The organism is Stutzerimonas stutzeri, from assembly GCF_013522825.1.
GTDB lineage: Bacteria > Pseudomonadota > Gammaproteobacteria > Pseudomonadales > Pseudomonadaceae > Stutzerimonas > Stutzerimonas stutzeri_AK.
Map to the genome: position 1 here is coordinate 1 of NZ_JAAMQZ010000035.1, position 20,533 is coordinate 20,533.

The window sequence follows — 20,533 nt, forward strand, 5'->3', positions numbered from 1 at the left end:
CGATCTGGTCGACCACAGCCAATTTAAAAGTCAGTGAGTAATCACGCTGGGTTCGCTTAACACCTTGATCCATCGAGGTCTCCAGGTTCTCGGGGGAAAGGTGTAAACCTTATTCAGGACGGGACACAGACAAAAAAAAAGCAGCCCGAAGGCTGCTTTTTCTTGCAAGGGAAGCAGTCCTCAGGACAGCTTTTCCTTGATACGGGCTGCCTTGCCGGACAGCGCGCGGAGGTAGTACAGCTTGGCCTTGCGCACGTCGCCGCGGCGCTTGACGCTGAGGCTGTCGACCATCGGACTGAAGGTCTGGAAGGTACGCTCAACACCGACGCCGTTGGAGATCTTGCGCACGGTAAAGGCGCTGTTCAGTCCACGGTTGCGCTTGCCGATCACGACGCCTTCGAAGGCCTGCAAACGCTCACGGTCGCCTTCCTTTACCTTGACCTGAACGATCACGGTGTCGCCGGGGGCGAACGGAGGCAGTTGCTTGGTCATCTGCTCGGCTTCGAGCGCCTGGATAATCTTGTTGGTCATGCTGTGTGCTCCTGAGACAAGCCCTTCCGGCCTGCCATCGATACGTTAACTATCGTCCCGCTGATGGATGTATTCCTTCAGCAGCTTCTGTTCTTCCCCAGAAAGCGAGCGGCTATCCAGAAGATCGGCACGGCGTTCCCAGGTCCTTCCGAGGGATTGCTGCAAACGCCAGCGCCGGATGTGTTCGTGATTGCCGCTGAGCAGCACCTCGGGAACACGCTTATCCGCATACACTTCCGGTCGCGTGTAATGCGGGCAGTCGAGCAGGCCGTCGGTAAACGAATCCTCCTCGGCAGAATCAGCATGACCCAGTGCTCCGGGGAGCAGTCGGGTCACCGCATCGATCAGCACCATGGCCGGCAGTTCACCGCCGGACAACACGTAATCGCCAATCGACCATTCTTCATCGACATGCGCCTGAATGAAGCGCTCGTCGATGCCTTCGTAACGCCCGGCGATGAGGATCAAACTCTCTTCCTTCGCCAGCTCACGGACATCGGCCTGTTTCAGCTGACGCCCCTGTGGCGACAGGTAGATCACCTTCGCCTTCTCGCCAGCGGCCTGCCGGGCATCCGCCAGTGCAAGCTCCAGCGGCCTGATCTTCATCACCATGCCTGGACCGCCACCGAAGGGGCGATCATCCACCGTCTGGTGGCGATCTTCGGTATAGGCTCGCGGATTCCAGCATCGCAGCTGGAGCAGCCCCTGCTTCACCGCGCGACTGGTAATACCATAGTCACACACGGCAGCGAACATGTCCGGGAACAGACTGATGACTTCTACACGCAGACTGGACATATCGCTCAGAAGTCCGCGTCCCATTCGACCTGCATCTCGCCTGCCGCCAGATCGACCTTCAATACACAGGGGTCGGTATAGGGCAGCAGACGTTCACGATCATCCAGGCTGCCTTCGCACGGCTTGACCACCAGGACATCGTTGGCACCGGTTTCAAGCAGATGGTCGACCTTTCCGAGCGTTTGCCCGAGCTGGTTGATGACCGTCAAACCCTGAAGCTGATACCAGTAATACTCGTCGCCGGCCAATGACGGCAGTTCGCTGCGGGGAATGCAGATCTCGAAGTCCGCGTAGGTACGCGCCTCTTCCCGATCACTCAACCCTTCGAGCGTAGCCACCAGAATCTTGCCCTGGAGGCGCCCCTTGACCAGCTCGACCTGCTTGACCTCGCCACCTCGCCTGAGCGTCCAGTTGCGATAACCCAGCAGATTGTCGATGGGATCGGTAAAGGAATAGACCTTCACGTCACCCCGCACGCCATGCACCGAAACGATCTTGCCGATTACGATCAAATCCTCGACCGGGGCTGGCGTCGTGTTCATGCGGTTCAGGCAGCAGCCTTGGCAGCTTCCTTCAGCAGCTGAGCAACACGCTCAGACGGCTGTGCACCCTGGCTCAGCCAGTAGGTGGCACGTTCCTGATTGACGGACAGCTTGACTTCAGCACCCGAAGCAACCGGGTTGAAGAAACCGATACGCTCAACGAAGCGGCCATCGCGCGGGTTGCGGCTGTTGGTCACGGTCAGGTGGTAGAAAGGGCGCTTCTTGGAGCCGCCACGGGCGAGACGAATAGTTACCATGTGAACATCGTTCCTGTAGTCGGTGCGAACTTTAGGCACACACTTAAAATGGGCCTATGGCCCGAAAGGCCGCGCATTTTACGAGTAAAAGGAAAAAGCTGCAAGCTGGAAGCCAGTGTAGGGTGGATGTCGCTTTTTACATCCACCGAGGCTCCGCTCGTCGGGTCGATGAAGCGTGACCCGACCTACAGCTGCAAGCGAATCAGTGTAGCGGCTGGCGCCGAAACAACCTCAAGCGCTTTCCCGCTTTTCCTTGAAGCTTATGGCTTGCAGCTTGCCGCTGCTTTTAGAATTTCGGCATCCCGCCACCGGGGAACATGCCGCCCATGCCACGCATCATCTTGGCCATGCCGCCCTTGCCGGTGACCTTCTTCATCATCTTCTGCATCTGCTTGTGCTGCTTGATCAGCCGTCCGATGTCCTGCACCTGGGTGCCTGAACCCAGGGCGATGCGGCGCTTGCGCGAGCCGCTGATGATGTCCGGGTTGCGTCGCTCGACGGGCGTCATCGAGTTGATGATGGCCTCCATCTGCTTGAACTGCTTCTCGGCCACGCCCTGGGCGTTACCCATCTGGGACAGGTTCATGCCGCCGATCGAGGGCAGCTTGTCCATCAACCCGCCGAGACCACCCATGCTCTTCATCTGCTGAAGTTGATCGCGGAAGTCTTCGAGGTCGAAGCCCTTGCCCTTCTTCAGCTTCTTGGTGAGCTTCTCGGCCTTTTCCCGATCCAGCGTCTGTTCGGCCTGCTCGATCAGGCTGAGCACGTCGCCCATGCCGAGGATGCGCGAGGCGATACGGTCCGGATGGAAGGGTTCGAGCGCATCGCTCTTCTCGCCCATGCCGAGGAACTTGATCGGTTTGCCGGTAACCTGCCGCACCGAAAGCGCCGCACCACCACGCGCATCGCCGTCGACCTTGGTCAGCACCACGCCGGTCAGTGGCAGCGCCTCGCCGAAGGCCCTGGCGGTGCTGGCGGCATCCTGACCGGTCATGGCATCGACCACGAACAGGGTTTCAGCCGGATTGATCGCCGCGTGCACGGCCTGGATCTCGGCCATCATCTCGGCATCGATGGCCAGGCGACCGGCGGTATCGACCAGCACCACGTCGATGAACTTCAGCCTGGCTTCACGGATCGCCGCCTGGGCGATCTCTACCGGTTTCTGGCTGATATCGGAGGGGAAGAAGGTCGCGCCGACTTCAGCCGCCAGCGTTTCCAGCTGCTTGATCGCCGCCGGACGATAGACATCCGCCGACACCACCAGCACGGACTTCTTCTTGCGCTCCTGCAGGAAGCGCGCGAGCTTGCCGACCGTGGTGGTCTTGCCCGCGCCCTGCAAACCGGCCATCAGCACCACCGCCGGCGGCACCACGCTCAGATCGAGGTCTTCGTTGGCCGCGCCCATCAACTCTTCCAGCTCGGCGCGGACAATCTTCACGAATGCCTGGCCTGGCGTCAGGCTCTTGGAAACCTCCGTACCCACGGCCCGATCCTTGACCCTGGCCACGAAATCCTTGACCACCGGCAACGCGACGTCCGCTTCGAGCAGCGCCATCCGCACTTCGCGCAGGGTATCCTTGATATTGTCCTCAGTCAGCTTGGCCTTGCCGGTGACATGGCGAAGCGTTTGCGAGAGACGATCGGTTAGGTTTTCAAACATGAGCCATTTCCACGCTGAATGTGGTTAAGGGAAGCGATTATAGAAGCTGCGAGCCCTGTGCCGGTACCCCATCATCACCGCTATTGCCGCAGATAGCCAAACGACCCTCGACAGCCACGTCGAAGGCCGGCACACAGCCACCATCCCCATGAAACCGCCTTCGCCCGGCACAGCGACCACTCGCCCCCGCTCCCATGCTTTTGCACGCCAGGGGTTTGTGCCACACTCAGCAACTTTCGAGCCCGTTAAAAGACTATGCACCCTTTGCTACCGAGCCTGGCTGCCGCCTGTCTCTACGCTGGCGTAACCGGATATCAAGGCCTGCGCCTGGCACAACGCTCCGCGCCGGACAAGCGCTTGCTGGCTGTTCTGGGCGTGCTGGCACTGATCGCCCACAGCGCGAGCCTCTTTATCCAGCTGCTCTCGCCCAGCGGCCTGCATCTGGATTTCTTCACTGCTTCGAGCCTGATCGCCGCAGCGGTAACGCTGCTGATCCTGCTCGCCCTGTATCACATGCCGGTCGAGAACCTGCTGCTGCTGCTATTCCCGCTGAGCTGCCTAACAGTGCTTTTCGCCCAGTTCGCACCCTCCGGCACGGCACCCGCGATCAGCGAAGAGCCGGGCATTCTCGCGCATATCCTGTTTTCCATCCTGGCCTACGGCATGCTGACCATCGCCGTCTTCCAGTCCTTGCTGCTGCTCCTGCAGGATCACCATCTCAGGCACAAGCATCCATCAGGCGTGATCAGGAATTTCCCACCGCTGCAAACCATGGAAAGCCTGCTGTTCGGCTTTCTGCTGGCCGGCTGGCTGCTGCTGTCGGCTTCACTGATCACCGGCTGGCTGTTTCTAGACAATCTGTTCGCGCAGCATCTGGTGCACAAGACACTGCTGTCGGTCATCGCCTGGGTTGTCTTCGGTCTGCTGTTGTGGGGGCGCCACCGACTCGGCTGGCGCGGCTACAAAGCCATTCGCTGGACGCTCGCCGGCTTCTGTCTGCTGATGCTGGCCTACTTCGGCAGCAAGCTGGTCCGCGAATTCATCCTGCATATCTGAAGGCAGTCTTGTGGATAGTCTACACCCCGGCTTTTTGGTCGGTTTACTGATCTTCCTGCTTCTGTGCTCTGCATTTTTTTCCAGCTCGGAAACCGGAATGCTCAGCCTCAACCGCTATCGCCTCCGGCATCAGGCCAGAGAGGGCCATCGCGGAGCCAGACGCGCCATCGACCTGTTGTCCAGGCCGGACCGCCTGCTCGGCACCATTCTGGTGGGCAACAACTTCGTCAACATCCTCGCTTCCTCGATTGCAACGGTGCTGGCGATGCAGCTCTGGGGCGAAGCCGGGATCGCCATTGCGACCATCGGCCTGACTATCATTCTTCTGATCTTTGGCGAAATCACGCCCAAGACGCTGGCAGCGCTGCGTCCCGAAGCCATCGCCTATCCGGTCAGCCTGCCGCTGCTGATGCTGCAGAAAGTGCTGTATCCGCTGGTAGCACTGCTTGGCTGGATCAGCAACGGCCTGCTCAAACTGCTTGGCGTGGACCCCTCCAAGAAAGGCACCGACAGCCTGTCAACCGAAGAGCTGCGCAGTGTGGTGCGCGAGTCCGGCAGTGATCTGCCGATGAATCGCCAGAGCATGCTGCTCGGCATCCTCGATCTGGAGCGCGTCACCGTCGACGACATCATGATTCCGCGCAACGAGGTCACCGGCATCGATCTCGAAGACGACCTTGAAACCATTGTCGGCCAGCTGCGCACCACACCGCACACACGCCTGCCGGTGTTCCACAAGGACATCAACCAGGTCCAGGGCATCGTCCACATGCGGCAGATCGCCCGCCTGCTCAGCCACGACCAGCTGACCAAGGACAATCTGCTCGAAGCCTGCACCGCCCCCTACTTCATACCCGAGAACACTCCGCTCTCGACCCAGTTGCTCAACTTCCAGAAGCAGAAAAGGCGCATCGGCATCGTCGTCGACGAGTACGGCGACGTACTGGGCATCGTCACCCTGGAAGACATCCTCGAAGAGATCGTCGGCGAATTCAGTAACCAGGACGCCCTGCGCAGCCCCGACATCCACCCGCAGGATGACGGCACACTGGTCATCGATGGTGCCGCCTACCTGCGCGAAATCAACCGCGCCCTCGGCTGGCAATTGCCCTGCGACGGCCCCAAGACACTCAACGGCCTGATCACCGAAGCCCTCGAACAGATTCCCGACAGCGGCATCTGCCTGCAGATCGGGTCATATCGGCTGGAAATCCTCCAGGCCGCCGACAATCGGGTGAAAAGCGTGCGGGCCTGGGTCGCCGGAGACGCCACAGCGGCATCCGACGACACCGAACAGCTATAGCAGCTGCGTATCGATTGCCGTTGCGACCTGCAACGCCTTCGCCCGTGCCGCCTCGATGGATTCATCCCGCGCCAGGGCCACACCCATTCGCCGCTGACCGTTGACCTCCGGCTTGCCGAACAGGCGCAGCGCGGTATCCGGCTCGGCCAGTGCGGCGGCCAGATTGCCGAAGCTGACCTGTTCGCTCTCGCCCTCCACCAGCACCACGGCAGACGCCGACGGACCGAACTGGCGAATGGTCGGGATCGGCAGACCGAGAATGGCCCGCGCATGCAGGGCGAATTCGGACAGATCCTGGGAAACCAGCGTCACCAGCCCGGTATCGTGAGGCCGTGGCGAAATCTCGCAGAACCAGACCTGATCGCCCTTGACGAACAATTCCACACCAAACACGCCACGCCCACCAAGCGCTTCGGTGACCGCCAACGCGATGCGTTCGGCCTCGGCCATGGCGCCCGCGCTCATCGGCTGCGGCTGCCAGGATTCCTGGTAATCGCCCCTTTCCTGGCGGTGCCCCACCGGCTGACAGAATGTGGTCCCGCCGACATGGCGCACCGTCAGCAGGGTGATTTCGTAATCGAAATCGATAAAGCCCTCGACGATCACCCGGCCCTTGCCGGCGCGCCCGCCGGCCTGGGCATAGTTCCAGGCCGTGTCGATATCCGCTTCACTGCGCAGCACTGACTGTCCTTTGCCAGAGGAACTCATGACCGGCTTGATCAGACATGGAAAGCCGATGGCCAGCGCGGCGCTGCGGCAGTCTTCCAGTGAGTCGGCAAAGCGATACGGCGAAGTCGGCAGCCCCAACTCTTCGGCGGCCAGGCGGCGAATGCCCTCGCGGTTCATGGTCAGCTGCGCAGCCCGCGCGGTAGGAATCACCGTAAAGCCTTCGGCTTCCAGCTCGACCAGTGTCGCAGTGGCGATGGCCTCGATCTCGGGGACGATATAGTGCGGTTTTTCCTGCTCGATGATCGCTCGCAGCGCTGCGCCGTCGAGCATATCGACGACATGATGACGGTGCGCGACCTGCATGGCCGGCGCGTTGGCGTAGCGATCCACGGCGATGACTTCGACGCCCAGACGCTGCAGCTCGATCACCAGCTCCTTGCCCAGCTCGCCGGAACCACACAGCAGGACGCGAACAGCGCTGGCAGACAGCGGAGTGCCGATTCGTGGCATGATTTTCCTCGTTTACGGATGTGAATGGTTACAACAGCTGACCGCGCTCGCGGGCCCGCTCATGGCAACGCAGCAGCACTTCACGCCGCTCGCTGTTATTCAGCCGACTCCAGCGAATGATCTCGTCGACGTGGCGCTGGCAACCGATACAGACATCCGTCTCATCCAGCGCGCAGATGCTTACACAGGGCGAAGCGACCGGTTTCTCGACGGGGGACGACATCAATCGCCCTGCTCTACCAGATCGCGCGCATAGCGCTGGGCATTCTGCACGTAATGCGCGGCGCTGGCTTCGAGCATTTTCTTCTGCTCTTCAGTCAGCTCGCGCACCACCTTGCCGGGCGAGCCAACCACCAGCGAGCCATCGGGAATGACCTTGCCTTCGGGAATCAGGGTGTTGGCGCCGATAATGCAGTACTTGCCGATCCGTGCCCCGTTGAGGATCACCGCATTGATGCCGATCAGGCTGTAATCGCCGACGCTGCAGCCATGCAGCATGGCGTTGTGGCCCACGGTGACGCCAGTACCCAGCGTCAGCGGATGGCCCATGTCGGTATGCAGCACACTGCCGTCCTGAACGTTGCTGTTCTCGCCGATATGGATCAGCTCGTTGTCGCCACGCAGCACCGCGCCGAACCAGACGCTGGCGCCGGCATCCAGGCGAATCTTGCCGATCAGCGTGGCGCCTGGCGCCGCCCAGCTTTGCGGATGCGTTTCAACACGGGACTCGCCCAGACGATATTTCACAGCCATCACCTCTTCTTGTTGGTCAGGTCGATATAGGAAGCCGGCGCCCGACGCATCTCGATCCCGGCGTCGTACACCAGGTTGACCAGCTCGACGACCATGATCGCCGTCAGCCCCCAGATTTGATATTCGCCATAACGGTAAGACGGGATATACCAGGCGCTGCCCTGGTAATCGATACGATGAGTGACCTCACGCGGGTCCTGGCAGAAAAAATCCAGGGGCACGGAAAACACCGAGGCGATTTCGGCATCATTGGCGCGGTACTCGACATAGTCCGGCACGATGCCGACATAGGGAGTGACGTGGATGCCATGCAGCGAAATCAGGCTACTGAGCGGCCCGACGATCTCCACCATGCCTGGCGCCAGCCCCACTTCCTCCTCGGCCTCGCGCAACGCGGTATGCGCCAGATCATGGTCTTCGGGATCGCGGCGACCGCCGGGGAACGCCACTTCACCTCCGTGGGTGGACAGCCCGCTGGCACGCAACGTGAGCACCAGTTCGGGCGATTCACTGCGGGTAACCGGCATCAGCACTGCTGCTTCGGGCAGCCGGCCTTCCGGCTCCAGAAGGTGCGGAGAGTAGTCGCGCACTCGTCGGAGAATAGTGTCCAGCATGAAAAATCTCTTTGCGTATTTGACCGGCATCATGGCATGGATCACCGAGGCGCCCAAGACAGGAAAAGCCAAAATACACAGCGGCAGCAACCGCTTGCCGAAAGCAGACAGGCCTTGTCTAGTTCAGCACAACGCGGCTCGCAGCAAAGCGGGAAAAGCCCCTAGAATACGCCCTAGTCGACCGGCTGCAGCCGTCCTGCCCGCGTCGGACAAAGGCCTGATGCAATACCAATACCGGGGAAAATACCGAATGCGCTGGCTGTTAGCGATTTCCTGCCTCACCTTTGCCGTGCTGTCACATGCGACAGCTGTACCGGCTCTGGACGGCGCCTTCATCGACAAGGTCCTGGTGGTCAAATCGGAACGCCAGCTGCATCTGATCAGCCGTGGCGTCACGCTGAAAAGCTATCGCGTCTCGCTGGGCAAGCAACCCGGTCCCAAGCAACGCGAAGGCGATCAGCGCACCCCTGAGGGACTCTACTGGATCGACTGGCGCAAGACCTCGGACAAGTTCAACCTGGCGATGCACATATCCTACCCGAACGCCAAAGACCTGGCCCGCGCCCGCGCCGAAGGCGCATCGCCGGGCAGCATGATCATGCTCCACGGCACGCCACTGGATGAGGAATATCCCGAGTGGTTCTTCCATACCCTCGACTGGACCGAAGGCTGCATCGCCCTGAAGAACGATGATATGCGTGAGGTGTGGAACCTGGTGAAAGACGGCACGCTGATCGAAATCAGACCGTAGGGCTGAATTCATTCGGCCAGGCATTGGTAAACGACCGAACAGGTTCGGCCCTCCAGAGCCAGGCCGTACGAGCCGAAGGCGCAATCCGGCAATCGATGCACGGAAGGGCCAAACGGAGTGGGCGCTGCGCCTAAAAGACCATATCCGACAAACGCCAGACATCGAATGCCGGCGTTTCATAGGGGTGCGCCTGCTTGAGCGCCTTGACGCAGTCATGGATCAGTTCGTCGGCGACCACCAGCTCCACCCTCCATTCCGAAACCAACTGCACCTGGTCCTCCTGGCCAAGAAACGGCTGGCTGCCTTCCAGAGGCCGATACTGGCCACGCCCGAGCACCTGCCAGCTGCAGCGATCATAGTCGCCAATACGCCCGCCACCCGCGGCGAACACTGCATCCTTGACCTCTTCCAGATGGCTCTCCGGCACGTAGAAACAGAGCTTGTACATCAGTATCTCCACAAGAAACTTCGAACGAGACGAAGCAGGCAGATCGCTCAAAAAAGCGCAAGTGTCCCAAAAGCAGACCCGGCATTTTCTGCCGGGGGTCAATGTTCGACGCTGCCGCAATCGCCGGGTTCAGCAACTGCAAGCTACCCGCTCGCAACCATGAAAAAGCCCGGAGCGCTTGCACGCTGCCGGGCTTTGCTTCAGCGGGGTGTCGACCTCAGTCCACCCAGACCCGCGCATTGCGGAACATGCGCATCCAGCCGCCGTCCTCCTGCCACTCATCAGGGCGCCAGGAGTTGGTCACGGCGCGGAATACCCGCTCCGGGTGCGGCATCATGATGGTCACACGACCGTCACGGTTGGTCAGGCCGGTGATTCCCAGCGGCGAGCCATTGGGGTTGGCCGGATAACGCTCGGTGACCTTGCCGTGGTTGTCCACGTAACGCAGGGCCACGGTGCCGGAGCGATCGGCGGCCTGCAGCGCCACGGCGCTGGAGAACTCGGCATGCCCTTCGCCGTGGGCGATGGCGATCGGCAGGCGCGAACCGGCCATGCCCTGGAGGAGGATCGACGGCGATTCCTGCACCTGGACCATCGCCACACGCGCCTCGAACTGCTCCGAGCGGTTGCGCACGAAGTGCGGCCAGGACTCGCTGCCGGGCACCAGCTCGTGCAGGTTGCTCATCATCTGGCAGCCGTTGCATACGCCGAGGGCGAAGCTGTCGCTGCGCTCGAAGAAGGCCTGGAAGCCATCTCGCGCACGGGCATTGAACAGGATCGACTTGGCCCAGCCCTCACCGGCACCGAGCACGTCGCCGTAGGAGAAACCGCCACAGGCCACCAGACCCTTGAAGTCTTCCAGGCTGATGCGTCCGGAGAGGATGTCGCTCATGTGTACGTCCACGGCAGCGAAGCCGGCGCGGTCGAACGCCGCCGCCATTTCCACCTGGCCGTTGACGCCCTGCTCGCGCAGCACCGCCACCTGCGGGCGCACGCCACGCTTGATATAGGGCGCGGCGATATCCTGGTTGACGTCGAAGCTGAGCTTCGCGCTGAGGCCGGGATTGTCCTCTTCCAGCAGGGCATCGAACTCCTGGTCGGCACAGTCGACGTTGTCGCGCAGGCGCTGGATGCGGTAGCTGGTTTCGCTCCACTGCTGCTGCAGCAGGCGGCGGTCGCCACTGAAGACCTCGTTGCCGGCGAGCCGGATCGAGATGTAGCCGTTGTTGATCGGCTGGCCGATCACCGCGACACAATCGCCGAGGCCGGCGGCGCTGAACTGCGCCAGGACGATCTCGGTGTCGTCCTGACGCACCTGGATCACCGCGCCCAGCTCTTCGTTGAACAGCACGGCGGGCACTTCATCGGCATCGTCCAGCAGGCCGTCGAGATTCAGGTTCAATCCGCAGTGGCCGGCAAAAGCCATTTCCAGCACGGTGGTCAGCAGGCCGCCGTCGGAGCGGTCGTGGTAGGCCTGCAGCAGGCCATCGGCGTTCAAGCCCTGGATCACCGCGAAGAACGCCTGCAGGTCTTCGGCATCGTCGACGTCCGGCGCCTGACGCCCGAGCTTGCCGTACACCTGAGCCAGGATCGAGCCACCCATGCGGTTCTGGCCACGGCCCAGGTCGATCAGGATCAGGTCGGTGGCGCCCTTGTCCAGGCGCAGCTGCGGCGTCAGGGTCTGGCGCACGTCGAGCACCGGCGCGAAGCCGGAGACGACCAGCGACATCGGCGAGGTGACGCTCTTCTCGGCGCCCTCCTCGTCCCAGCGGGTCTTCATCGACATCGAGTCCTTGCCCACCGGAATGGTCAGGCCCAGCTGCGGGCAGAGCTCCATGCCGACTGCTCTGACCGTGTCGTACAGCCGCGCGTCTTCGCCCGGGTGGCCGGCGGCGGCCATCCAGTTGGCGGACAGCTTGATATCGGAGAGTTTTTCGATGCGCGCAGCAGCGAGGTTGGTCAGCGTCTCGCCGATGGCCATCCGTCCCGAGGCCGGGGCATCGAGCAGCGCCAGCGGGGTGCGCTCGCCCATGGCCATGGCTTCGCCGGTGTTGACGTCGTAGCTGGTGGTGGTCACGGCGCAGTCGGCCACCGGCACCTGCCAGGGTCCGACCATCTGGTCGCGCGCCACCATGCCGGTGATGCTGCGGTCGCCGATGGTGATCAGGAAGCTCTTGCTGGCCACCGCTGGATGGCGCAGCACGCGGGCGACGGCCTCATCCAGATAGACCGAGGCCGCGCTGAAATCATCGCCCAGCTCGGTTTCGCGGCTGGCGCTGCGGTGCATGCGCGGCGTCTTGCCGAGCAGCACGTTGAGCGGCATGTCCACCGGCGTGTTGCCGAAATGGCTGTCGGCGACGGTCAGATGCAACTCTTCGGTGGCCTCACCGACCACAGCGAAGGGGCAGCGCTCGCGCTCGCAGATGGCCTTGAAACGCTCGAAATCGCCAGCGTCCACCGAGAGCACGTAGCGCTCCTGGGACTCGTTGCACCAGATCTCGTGCGGCGCCATGCCGGGTTCGTCATTGGGAACATTGCGCAGCTCGAAACGACCGCCGCGACCAGCGTCGTTGACCAGCTCCGGGAAGGCGTTGGACAGGCCGCCGGCACCGACGTCGTGGATGAACTTGATCGGGTTCTGTTCGCCCAGCTGCCAGCAACGGTCGATCACTTCCTGGCAACGGCGCTCCATTTCCGGGTTGTCGCGCTGCACCGAGGCGAAATCCAGGTCCGCCGAGCTGGCGCCGGTGGCCATGGAGGACGCCGCGCCGCCACCCAGGCCGATCAGCATCGCCGGGCCGCCGAGCACGATCAGCTTGCCGCCGACCGAGATCTCGCCCTTCTGCACATGGTCTTCACGGATATTGCCCAGGCCACCGGCCAGCATGATCGGCTTGTGGTAGCCGCGCACCTCTTCGCCGCGCGGGGTTTCGATGCGCTGCTCGAAGGTCCGGAAATAGCCGGCCAGCGCTGGGCGACCGAATTCGTTGTTGAACGCCGCGCCGCCCAGCGGGCCTTCGATCATGATGTCCAGCGGGGTGACGATGCGCTCGGGCTTGCCGTAGGGCTTTTCCCAGGGCTGCACGAAATCCGGAATGTTCAGGTTGGAGACGGTGAAACCGGTCAGCCCGGCCTTAGGCTTGGAGCCGCGACCGGTGGCACCTTCGTCGCGGATCTCGCCGCCCGAACCAGTGGCCGCGCCGGGGAACGGCGCGATGGCGGTCGGATGGTTGTGGGTTTCCACCTTCATCAGGATGTGTACCGGCTGGCGGGTCGCCGCGTACTCGCCGGTCTCGGGATTGGGGTAGAAGCGCCCGGCCTCGTGGCCGACGATCACCGAGGCGTTGTCCTTGTAGGCCGAGAGCACGCCTTCGGAGTGCATCTGGTAGGTGTTCTTGATCATGCCGAACAGGGACTTGTCCTGGCTCTCGCCGTCTATGTCCCAGCTGGCGTTGAAAATCTTGTGCCGGCAATGCTCGGAGTTGGCCTGGGCGAACATCATCAGTTCGATGTCGTGGGGGTTGCGCCCCAGGCCGGTGAAGCTGGTCACCAGATAGTCGATCTCGTCATCGGCCAGCGCCAGGCCCAGCTCGATGTTGGCCTGCTCCAGCGCGGCGCGACCGCCGCCCAGTACGTCCACCGCGGTCAGCGGCTTGGGCTGGGCGTGGCTGAACAGGTTGGCGGCGTCTTCGAAGCGTTCGAGCACCAGTTGGGTCATGCGGTCATGCAGCGCGGCGGCGATCAGTTGCGCATCGCCTTCGGACAGTTCGCCCTGCACGTAGAAGGCGATGCCGCGCTCCAGGCGCTGGATCTTGTCCAGACCGCAGTTATGGGCGATATCGCTGGCCTTGCTCGACCAGGGCGAGATGGTGCCGAAACGCGGCACCACCAGGAACAGCCGGCCCATCGGCTCCTGCACGGGTACGCTCGGGCCGTATTTCAGCAATCGGTCAAGAACCTGCTGCTCATCTGCGTCCAGCGTGTCAGTTACTTCGGCGAAATGGGCAAACTCGGCATACAACCCGCTCACGGCGGAGACCTTCTCGGTCAGTTGTGTCAGGAGCTTGCCGTGACGGAAGGCGGAAAGAGCGGGAGCGCCGCGCAGAATCAACATCGTCGGAACAGCCTCGAAGAGGGGAGCAGTCGGGGCGCGTATTCTAGCCCATGACGGCGGTCAAGGGGCAGCCAGCGAGTTGCCGCCCACCTCAATGCAATATCTGGCTCAAGAACAGTTTCGTCCGCTCATTGACCGGATTGCTGAAGAACACGTGCGGGTCGGCCTGCTCGACGATCTCGCCCTTGTCCATGAAGATCACCCGGTCGGCGACGGTGCGGGCAAAACCCATCTCGTGGGTTACGCAGAGCATGGTCATGCCGCTTTCGGCCAGTCGGATCATGGTATCCAGCACCTCCTTGACCATTTCCGGGTCGAGCGCCGAGGTGGGCTCGTCGAACAGCATGATCTTCGGCTTCATGCACAGCGCACGGGCGATGGCCACGCGCTGCTGCTGGCCGCCGGACAGTTGCCCTGGAAACTTGTCGGCCTGCTCGGGAATACGCACCTTCGCCAGGTAATCCATGGCAATTTCCTCGGCCTGCCGCCTGGGCAGCTTGCGCACCCACATGGGCGCCAGCGTGCAGTTCTGCAGCACGGTGAGATGCGGAAACAGGTTGAAGTGCTGGAAAACCATGCCGACTTCGCTGCGAACCGCCTCGATGTGCTTGAGATCGTTGGTCAGCTCCACACCGTTGATCACGATGCGACCCTTCTGATGTTCCTCAAGACGGTTGAGGCAGCGAATGGTGGTCGATTTGCCCGAGCCCGAGGGACCGCAGAGCACGATGCGCTCACCCTGGCTGACGTTCAGGTCGATGTCCTTGAGTACATGGAACTGGCCGAACCATTTGTTCACGCCCTGCATCTGAATGACCGGTTCAGCGGCCTGTTCCTGCCGAGATATATCGCTCATGTACTTCTCCTAATGCCGATGGCCGGTGTCGAGCTTGCGCTCCAGATGCATGGAATAGCGCGACATGCCGAAACAGAACATCCAGTAGACCAGTGCTGCGAACACATAGCCTTCCGTGGACATGCCAAGCCAGGCCGGGTCGGCGGTAGCGCGCTTGATGCTGTTGAGGAAGTCGAACAGGCCGATGATGATCACCAGGCTGGTGTCCTTGAACAGCGCGATGAAGGTGTTGACGATGCCGGGAATGACCATCTTCAGCGCCTGCGGCAGGATCACCAGGATCATGCTCCGCCAGTAGCCCAGCCCCATCGCCGCAGCCGCTTCGTACTGACCCCTGGGTATCGCCTGCAGGCCACCGCGCACCACTTCGGCGATATAGGCGGCCTCGAAGAAGATCACCATCAGCATGGCCCGCATCAGCTTGTCGAGGTTCATCTGCTCGGGCAGGAACAGCGGCAGCATCACCGAGGACATGAACAGCACGGTGATCAGCGGCACGCCACGCCAGAACTCGATGAAGGTGACGCACAGCACGCGGATCGCCGGCATGTCCGAACGTCGCCCCAGCGCCAGCAGGATGCCCAGTGGCAAGGCACCGGCTATGCCCACGGCAGCGATCACGATGGTCAGCATCAGTCCGCCCCAGCGGGAGGTCGGCACCGTTTCCAGACCGAGGAAGCCGCCGTGCAGCAACCAGTAGGCCACGAGCGGATAGAGCAGCAGGTAGACGATGCCGTAACGCACCTTGTGCGGCATCCGCCGGAAGAACAGCGGCGCTGCGCCGAGTACCGCCAGCCAGGCGGCGGCGTCCACGCGCCAGCGCAATTCAGTCGGGTAAAAGCCGTACATGAACTGGCTGAAGCGCGTCTGCACGAACACCCAGCATGCGCCCTCCCGGCTGCAATCGGCCCGCGTTTCGCCGGTCCAGTCGGCCTTGATGATGGCCCAGTCGATGATCGGCGGCACGATCAGCCAGATCAGGTAGAGCCCCAGCAGAGTGAGCAGCGTGTTGAACCAGCTGGAGAACAGATTGCTGCGCAGCCAGCCGACCACGCCGATGTTGCGTGACGGGGCCGGCAGGTCAGGCTTGAAAGTATGAGTGGTCATGCGTGCGCCCTCACCGTTCGATCAGCGCGATGCGCTTGTTGTACCCGTTCATCAGCAGCGAAATGCTGATGCTGATGGCCAGGTACACGCTCATGGTGATGGCCATGGTTTCGATGGCCTGTCCGGTCTGGTTGAGCACCGTGCCGGCGAACAGCGAGACCATGTCCGGGTAGCCGATGGCAGCGGCCAGCGAAGAGTTCTTCGCCAGATTGAGGTACTGGCTGGTCAGTGGCGGAATGATCACGCGCAGCGCCTGCGGCACGATCACCAGCCGCAGCACCCGTCCCGGTCGCAACCCCAGGGATGCCGCCGCCTCGGTCTGGCCATGGCTCACCGACTGGATGCCGGCGCGCACGGTTTCGCCGATAAAGGCCGCCGTATAGATGGAAAGCGCCAGCACGATGGACACCAGCTCGGGAATCACCACCCAGCCGCCGCGAATATTGAAGCGCTGCAGTTCGGGAACCTCCCAGAGGAACGGCCCGCCGAACAGCAGCGAACCCAGCCAGGGAAGCCCGATAAACAGAGCGAGGCTGATCCAGAACACCGGAAAGGGCTGCCCGGTGGCATGCCGTCGGGCGCGCGCCCAGCGGTTGAGCAGGACGATGGCCGCCAGCGCCAGGAACAGCGCCATCCAGAACGGCCAGAAGCCCTCGCCCGCACTGGGCGCGGGCATCTGCACGCCGCGATTGTTGATGAAAATGACGTCCCACAGGCTCAGGCTGTTGCGCGGGCCGGGCAAGGGGCTGAGCACGGCGAAGTAGACGAAGAAGATCAGCAGCAGCGGCGGGATGTTGCGGAAGATCTCGATATAGACGGTGGCGATCTGACGGATCAGCCAGTTCGGCGACAGCCGTGCCACCCCCAGGGTGAAGCCGATAAGGGTCGCCAGGATGATGCCGATCACGCTGACCAGCAGCGTATTGAGCAGGCCGACCCAGAACACCCGACCGTACGTGTCGCTTTCGCTGTAGTCGATCAGGTGCTGCGGAATGCCGAAGCCGGCGGCATTATTGAGAAAGCCGAAGCCCGAATTGATGCCCCGGTGGGCCAGATTGGCCTGGGTGTTGTGGAACAGGAACCAGCCGATTGCGACGACGGTAATGACGGCGATGACCTGGAACAGCCAGGCACGCGCCTGCGGATCCCTGAGCAGCGAACCACGCGCTGCTCCCGATTTGGCGATGGTTCGCATCAGGAAACCTCATACGGAGACGCTGGTACACACTTACCGGCGTCGCTCGTCCTTGAAACAGGGCCTGCTCATGCCGGCCCTGCTCGATCAACGCACCGGCGGTGCGTACTGCAAACCTCCGTTGTTCCAGAGTGCATTCAGGCCGCGTTCGATTTTCAGCTCGCTGCCGGCACCGACGTTGCGCTCGAAGATCTCGCCGTAGTTGCCGACCTGCTTGACGATCTGCACCGCCCAGTCCTTCGGCAGCTTCAGATCCTTGCCGTATTCGCCCTCAGCGCCGAGCAGGCGTGCGACATCCGGGTTCTTGGTGTTTTTCGCGGTTTCCTCGACGTTCGCTGACGTCACGCCAAGTTCCTCGGCGTTGAGCATGGCGAACAGCGACCAGCGCACGATATCGAACCACTCCTCGTCGCCCTGGCGCACCGCCGGACCGAGCGGTTCCTTGGAGATGACTTCCGGCAGCACCACGTAGTCGTCCGGCTTGGCCAGCTTGATGCGCTGGGCATAGAGCTGGGACTGGTCGGAGGTGAGCACGTCGCAACGACCGGACTCCAGCGACTTGGCGCTCTCGTCCGAGGTGTCGTAGGTGATGGGCGTGTACTTGAGGCTGTTGCTGCGGAAGTAGTCGGAAAGATTCAGCTCGGTGGTGGTACCGGCCTGGATGCAGACAGTGGCGCCATCGAGCTCCTTGGCACTGGACACGCCAAGCTCCTTGTTCACCAAAAAACCCTGGCCGTCGTAGTAGGTCACGCCGGTGAAATTGAGCCCCATCGCCGCATCCCGCGAGCTGGTCCAGGTGGTGTTGCGCGACAGCACGTCGATCTCGCCGGACTGCAGCGCGGTAAAGCGCTCCTTGGCGGTCAGGGGACTGAACCTGACCTTGTCGGCATCACCGAATACCGCAGCCGCAACCGCGCGGCAGACGTCCACGTCGATTCCCTTGTACTGCCCCTTGGCATCGGCGTAGGAAAAGCCCGGTAGCCCATCGCTGATGCCGCACTGCACGAAACCCTTGCTCTTCACCGCATCCAGAGTCGCCCCTGCCTGCGCCTGGCCGCCAACACTCAACAGCATCGCGGCGCCCAGCACGGTCAGTGTGGATTTAGCCCTGATCATCGAAACCTCCAGTTTGTTTTTATTCTGCGGGGTCGGGTCTTCCGGGGTGTCAATCAACTGAGTGACAGAAGAGCCTGACCTGAGTCTAGTCGCCGATGGCTGATCGGCAACCCTCCCGATACGCAAGTTCGCAGACGTGCGGTGGTATCGGCGCAGCAGCCGGAAAGGCATGAAGCAAGCGGCGTACCAGCCATGCCAAACACCCGGAATGCGGGCGCAGACTTCAGGGAAAGGCCAACAAGGGGTAATCTCGCCGCCTGCCACTGCAACCTCTTATTGCAACCTGCGAGCAACTTTTCCCGCCGTTCGCACCAGGCCGGTGCAGGCCATCAGACGGAGCCCCACATGAGCGACCCCTTGATCATCGAACCGGCACAGGCTGCCGACGCCTGTGTCATCTGGCTGCACGGCCTGGGCGCCGACCGCTACGATTTCCAGCCGGTAGCCGAAGCCCTGCAGCAGCGCCTGTTGCGCACGCGCTTCGTGCTGCCCCAGGCGCCGACCCGCGCGGTGACCATCAATGGCGGCTGGGCGATGCCGAGCTGGTACGACATCCAGGCCATGAGCCCCGCGCGCGCCATCGACCAGGCACAACTGGAGCAGTCGGCACAGAGCGTCATCGAGCTGATCGAGGCGCAGCGTGACGGCGGCATCGATCCCCGACGCATCTTCCTCGCCGGCTTCTCCCAGGGCGGCGCCGTGGTCTATCACACCGCCTTCCTGCGCTGGGCCGGACCGCTGGGCGGCGTACTGGCGCTGTCCACCTATGCGCCCACCTTCGGCGACGACCTCAAGCTCTCGCCCCTGCAGGCAGACCTGCCGGTGCTCTGCCTGCACGGCAGCCGGGATGACGTGGTGCCTCCCTTCATGGGCCGTGCCGCTTATGAATGCCTGCTGCAGAACCGCGTGCAGGCGCAGTGGAAGGAATACCCGATGGCCCATGAAGTGCTGCCGGGCGAGATCCACGATATCGGCGACTGGCTGGCCGCCCGGCTGGGCTGAAGCCCTTCGACAAGTGCCGCTTCACGCAATAAGTGCCGCTTCACGCAATAATTCCCGCTGCTCGGCTATCCGAACAGCGGATTGCGGCTACGCTTGAAACGGGGAGTAGAAAAAACTCGATGCGCCTGCCCGGACAGCGCTCATCGCGGCCAGAAGAAGCCGGCCCATCTGCCGTTACCAGGCGTGCGAGATAGCCATGGCGAAAATCTCATCCAGACGCATGTGGTCGTCATGATAACCGCCGAGTGGCGGGCCGAATGGAAGCACCTGCAGCAGGTGCGCCTGTTCGATCATCTCGACGATTGCTGCCTGCTCATGCTGCAGGAGACTTGCGAGCCCTGCCTGGCCGAAGCGGGCGAGGTGCTGCTGTCGCCACTCAAACCCAACCACTATCTTTATCTGCTGCTGGACGGCGAACTGGCGGTTCATCTGGATTCGCTCGACAGTCAGCCAGTGCGGGTCATCGGCCCCGGCGACTGCGCCGGCGAAATCAGTTTCATCGACAACCTGCCGCCCTCCGCCTGGGTCATCAGCCTTGAGTCTTCATTGATGCTGCGCCTGCACAGTCGTTCGATGTCCCTGCTGTCGCGTTCGCCACAACTGATGCAGAATCTGGTCGAACTCTTCTGCCAGCGTGTTCGGCTGAGCGACCGACTGATCATCAACAGCGAGCAGAACGCCAACATCGACACCCTCACCGGGGCCTTCAACCGGCGCCGGCTGGAACATATCTACAACCGCGAAAGCACCCGCTGCGCCTTCAACGACCGCCCCCTGTCGCTCATCATGCTCGATGTCGACCATTTCAAGGATTACAACGATCTGTATGGCCATCTGGCCGGCGACCATGCGCTCTGTCTTGTCGTCGATACACTGGGCAAACTGCTGCGCCCGGCTGACAGCCTGGTGCGCTATGGCGGCGAAGAATTCGTGATCCTGCTTCCCGGCATGCCCCTGCCACAGGCCCGCAAGGTAGGGGAGCGATTGCGCCTGAGCCTGGCGCGCCGCGCCTCGTTCCGCTCGCCGCTGGGCACGCTGTCGGGCGTGACGATTTCCCTCGGCATTGCCCTCATGCAGCCCCAGGACAACCTGGAAGCCCTGATCGACAGGGCCGATCAGGCGCTTTATCAGGCCAAGCAGAGCGGACGAAACCGTGTTTGCGGCTGATTCCAGCAGCCTGCCGCCAGCAAACCCCGTGCAACCGCACGAACCGTTGCGCCCGGCAGGTGCAGCTCTTCGCCCTGCCTG

The 20,533-nt window shown here is 62.4% G+C and carries 20 protein-coding genes; 5 read left to right on the plus strand and 15 right to left on the minus strand.

The annotated features are described in order from the left end of the window. Positions 1 to 180: 180 nt before the first annotated feature. From rplS to ffh, 5 genes are all read right to left on the minus strand, one after another. Positions 181 to 531, minus strand: coding sequence for a 50S ribosomal protein L19 (rplS, locus tag G7020_RS18540; RefSeq protein ID WP_181086618.1), 351 nt, complete (start codon positions 529 to 531; stop codon positions 181 to 183). Positions 532 to 576: 45 nt separating this feature from the next. Then, complete coding sequence (trmD, locus tag G7020_RS18545; protein ID WP_181086619.1) at positions 577 to 1,329, minus strand: tRNA (guanosine(37)-N1)-methyltransferase TrmD; 753 nt, start codon at positions 1,327 to 1,329, stop codon at positions 577 to 579. 5 nt (positions 1,330 to 1,334) lie between these two features. Further along, on the minus strand, positions 1,335 to 1,871 hold the full coding sequence (gene rimM, locus G7020_RS18550; protein ID WP_181086620.1) for a ribosome maturation factor RimM: 537 nt from the start codon (positions 1,869 to 1,871) through the stop codon (positions 1,335 to 1,337). A gap of 5 nt (positions 1,872 to 1,876) precedes the next feature. Further along, positions 1,877 to 2,128, minus strand: coding sequence for a 30S ribosomal protein S16 (gene rpsP / locus G7020_RS18555; protein ID WP_021208322.1), 252 nt, complete (start codon positions 2,126 to 2,128; stop codon positions 1,877 to 1,879). A gap of 286 nt (positions 2,129 to 2,414) precedes the next feature. Beyond that, complete coding sequence (gene ffh, locus G7020_RS18560) at positions 2,415 to 3,791, minus strand: signal recognition particle protein (protein ID WP_181086621.1); 1,377 nt, start codon at positions 3,789 to 3,791, stop codon at positions 2,415 to 2,417. A 255-nt stretch (positions 3,792 to 4,046) separates the two neighbouring features. Here ffh and G7020_RS18565 point away from each other — a divergent pair, with 255 nt between their 5' ends. Together G7020_RS18565 and G7020_RS18570 are read left to right on the plus strand one after the other, a co-directional pair. After that, positions 4,047 to 4,847 (plus strand): cytochrome C assembly family protein, encoded by an 801-nt coding sequence (locus G7020_RS18565; protein WP_181086622.1) that lies wholly within the window; start codon positions 4,047 to 4,049, stop codon positions 4,845 to 4,847. 10 nt (positions 4,848 to 4,857) lie between these two features. Continuing rightward, a complete protein-coding gene (locus G7020_RS18570; RefSeq protein WP_181086623.1) occupies positions 4,858 to 6,150 on the plus strand; it encodes a CNNM domain-containing protein in 1,293 nt (430 codons plus the stop codon). Here the strand turns inward: G7020_RS18570 and purT are convergent. The 4 genes from purT to G7020_RS18590 are packed head-to-tail and all read right to left on the minus strand — an operon-like array spanning position 6,145 to position 8,696. Next, entirely contained in the window at positions 6,145 to 7,329 is a 1,185-nt protein-coding gene (purT, locus tag G7020_RS18575; RefSeq protein WP_181086624.1) for a formate-dependent phosphoribosylglycinamide formyltransferase, read from the minus strand. The two genes, G7020_RS18570 and purT, sit on opposite strands and share 6 nt — an antisense overlap. Before the next feature lie 28 nt (positions 7,330 to 7,357). After that, positions 7,358 to 7,552, minus strand: a complete 195-nt coding sequence (locus G7020_RS18580; RefSeq protein ID WP_181086625.1) for a DUF1289 domain-containing protein — start codon at positions 7,550 to 7,552, stop codon at positions 7,358 to 7,360. Continuing rightward, on the minus strand, positions 7,552 to 8,076 hold the full coding sequence (locus G7020_RS18585) for a gamma carbonic anhydrase family protein (RefSeq protein ID WP_181086661.1): 525 nt from the start codon (positions 8,074 to 8,076) through the stop codon (positions 7,552 to 7,554). The genes G7020_RS18580 and G7020_RS18585 overlap by 1 nt, the downstream gene beginning before the upstream one ends. A 5-nt stretch (positions 8,077 to 8,081) precedes the next feature. Further along, positions 8,082 to 8,696 (minus strand): CoA pyrophosphatase, encoded by a 615-nt coding sequence (locus tag G7020_RS18590; protein ID WP_181086626.1) that lies wholly within the window; start codon positions 8,694 to 8,696, stop codon positions 8,082 to 8,084. Positions 8,697 to 8,946: 250 nt separating this feature from the next. Between G7020_RS18590 and G7020_RS18595 the strand changes: the two genes are divergently transcribed. Next, positions 8,947 to 9,447, plus strand: a complete 501-nt coding sequence (locus G7020_RS18595; RefSeq protein WP_181086662.1) for a L,D-transpeptidase family protein — start codon at positions 8,947 to 8,949, stop codon at positions 9,445 to 9,447. A gap of 130 nt (positions 9,448 to 9,577) precedes the next feature. Here the strand turns inward: G7020_RS18595 and G7020_RS18600 are convergent, their stop codons facing one another. The 6 genes from G7020_RS18600 to G7020_RS18625 all read right to left on the minus strand — a co-directional run bounded on the left by G7020_RS18600 (position 9,578) and on the right by G7020_RS18625 (position 18,283). Continuing rightward, positions 9,578 to 9,895 carry a YqfO family protein gene (locus G7020_RS18600; protein WP_181086627.1) on the minus strand — a complete coding sequence of 106 codons (318 nt, stop codon included), beginning with the start codon at positions 9,893 to 9,895 and terminating at the stop codon, positions 9,578 to 9,580. 217 nt (positions 9,896 to 10,112) lie between these two features. After that, positions 10,113 to 14,009, minus strand: coding sequence for a phosphoribosylformylglycinamidine synthase (purL, locus tag G7020_RS18605; RefSeq protein ID WP_181086628.1), 3,897 nt, complete (start codon positions 14,007 to 14,009; stop codon positions 10,113 to 10,115). Between the two features lie 91 nt (positions 14,010 to 14,100). Continuing rightward, a complete protein-coding gene (locus tag G7020_RS18610; protein WP_181086629.1) occupies positions 14,101 to 14,865 on the minus strand; it encodes an amino acid ABC transporter ATP-binding protein in 765 nt (254 codons plus the stop codon). A gap of 9 nt (positions 14,866 to 14,874) precedes the next feature. After that, the gene (locus tag G7020_RS18615; RefSeq protein ID WP_181086630.1) at positions 14,875 to 15,972 is read right to left on the minus strand and encodes an amino acid ABC transporter permease; all 1,098 of its coding nucleotides are present in this window, start codon (positions 15,970 to 15,972) and stop codon (positions 14,875 to 14,877) included. Positions 15,973 to 15,982: 10 nt separating this feature from the next. Further along, on the minus strand, positions 15,983 to 17,167 hold the full coding sequence (locus G7020_RS18620; protein ID WP_181086631.1) for an amino acid ABC transporter permease: 1,185 nt from the start codon (positions 17,165 to 17,167) through the stop codon (positions 15,983 to 15,985). An 87-nt stretch (positions 17,168 to 17,254) separates the two neighbouring features. Continuing rightward, complete coding sequence (locus G7020_RS18625) at positions 17,255 to 18,283, minus strand: amino acid ABC transporter substrate-binding protein (RefSeq protein WP_181086632.1); 1,029 nt, start codon at positions 18,281 to 18,283, stop codon at positions 17,255 to 17,257. Positions 18,284 to 18,628: 345 nt separating this feature from the next. On the opposite strand from G7020_RS18625, the gene G7020_RS18630 reads away from it, so the two are divergent. Next, positions 18,629 to 19,285, plus strand: coding sequence for an alpha/beta hydrolase (locus G7020_RS18630; RefSeq protein WP_181086633.1), 657 nt, complete (start codon positions 18,629 to 18,631; stop codon positions 19,283 to 19,285). Positions 19,286 to 19,516: 231 nt separating this feature from the next. Beyond that, positions 19,517 to 20,452 (plus strand): GGDEF domain-containing protein, encoded by a 936-nt coding sequence (locus G7020_RS18635; protein ID WP_181086634.1) that lies wholly within the window; start codon positions 19,517 to 19,519, stop codon positions 20,450 to 20,452. Positions 20,453 to 20,533 lie beyond the last annotated feature (81 nt).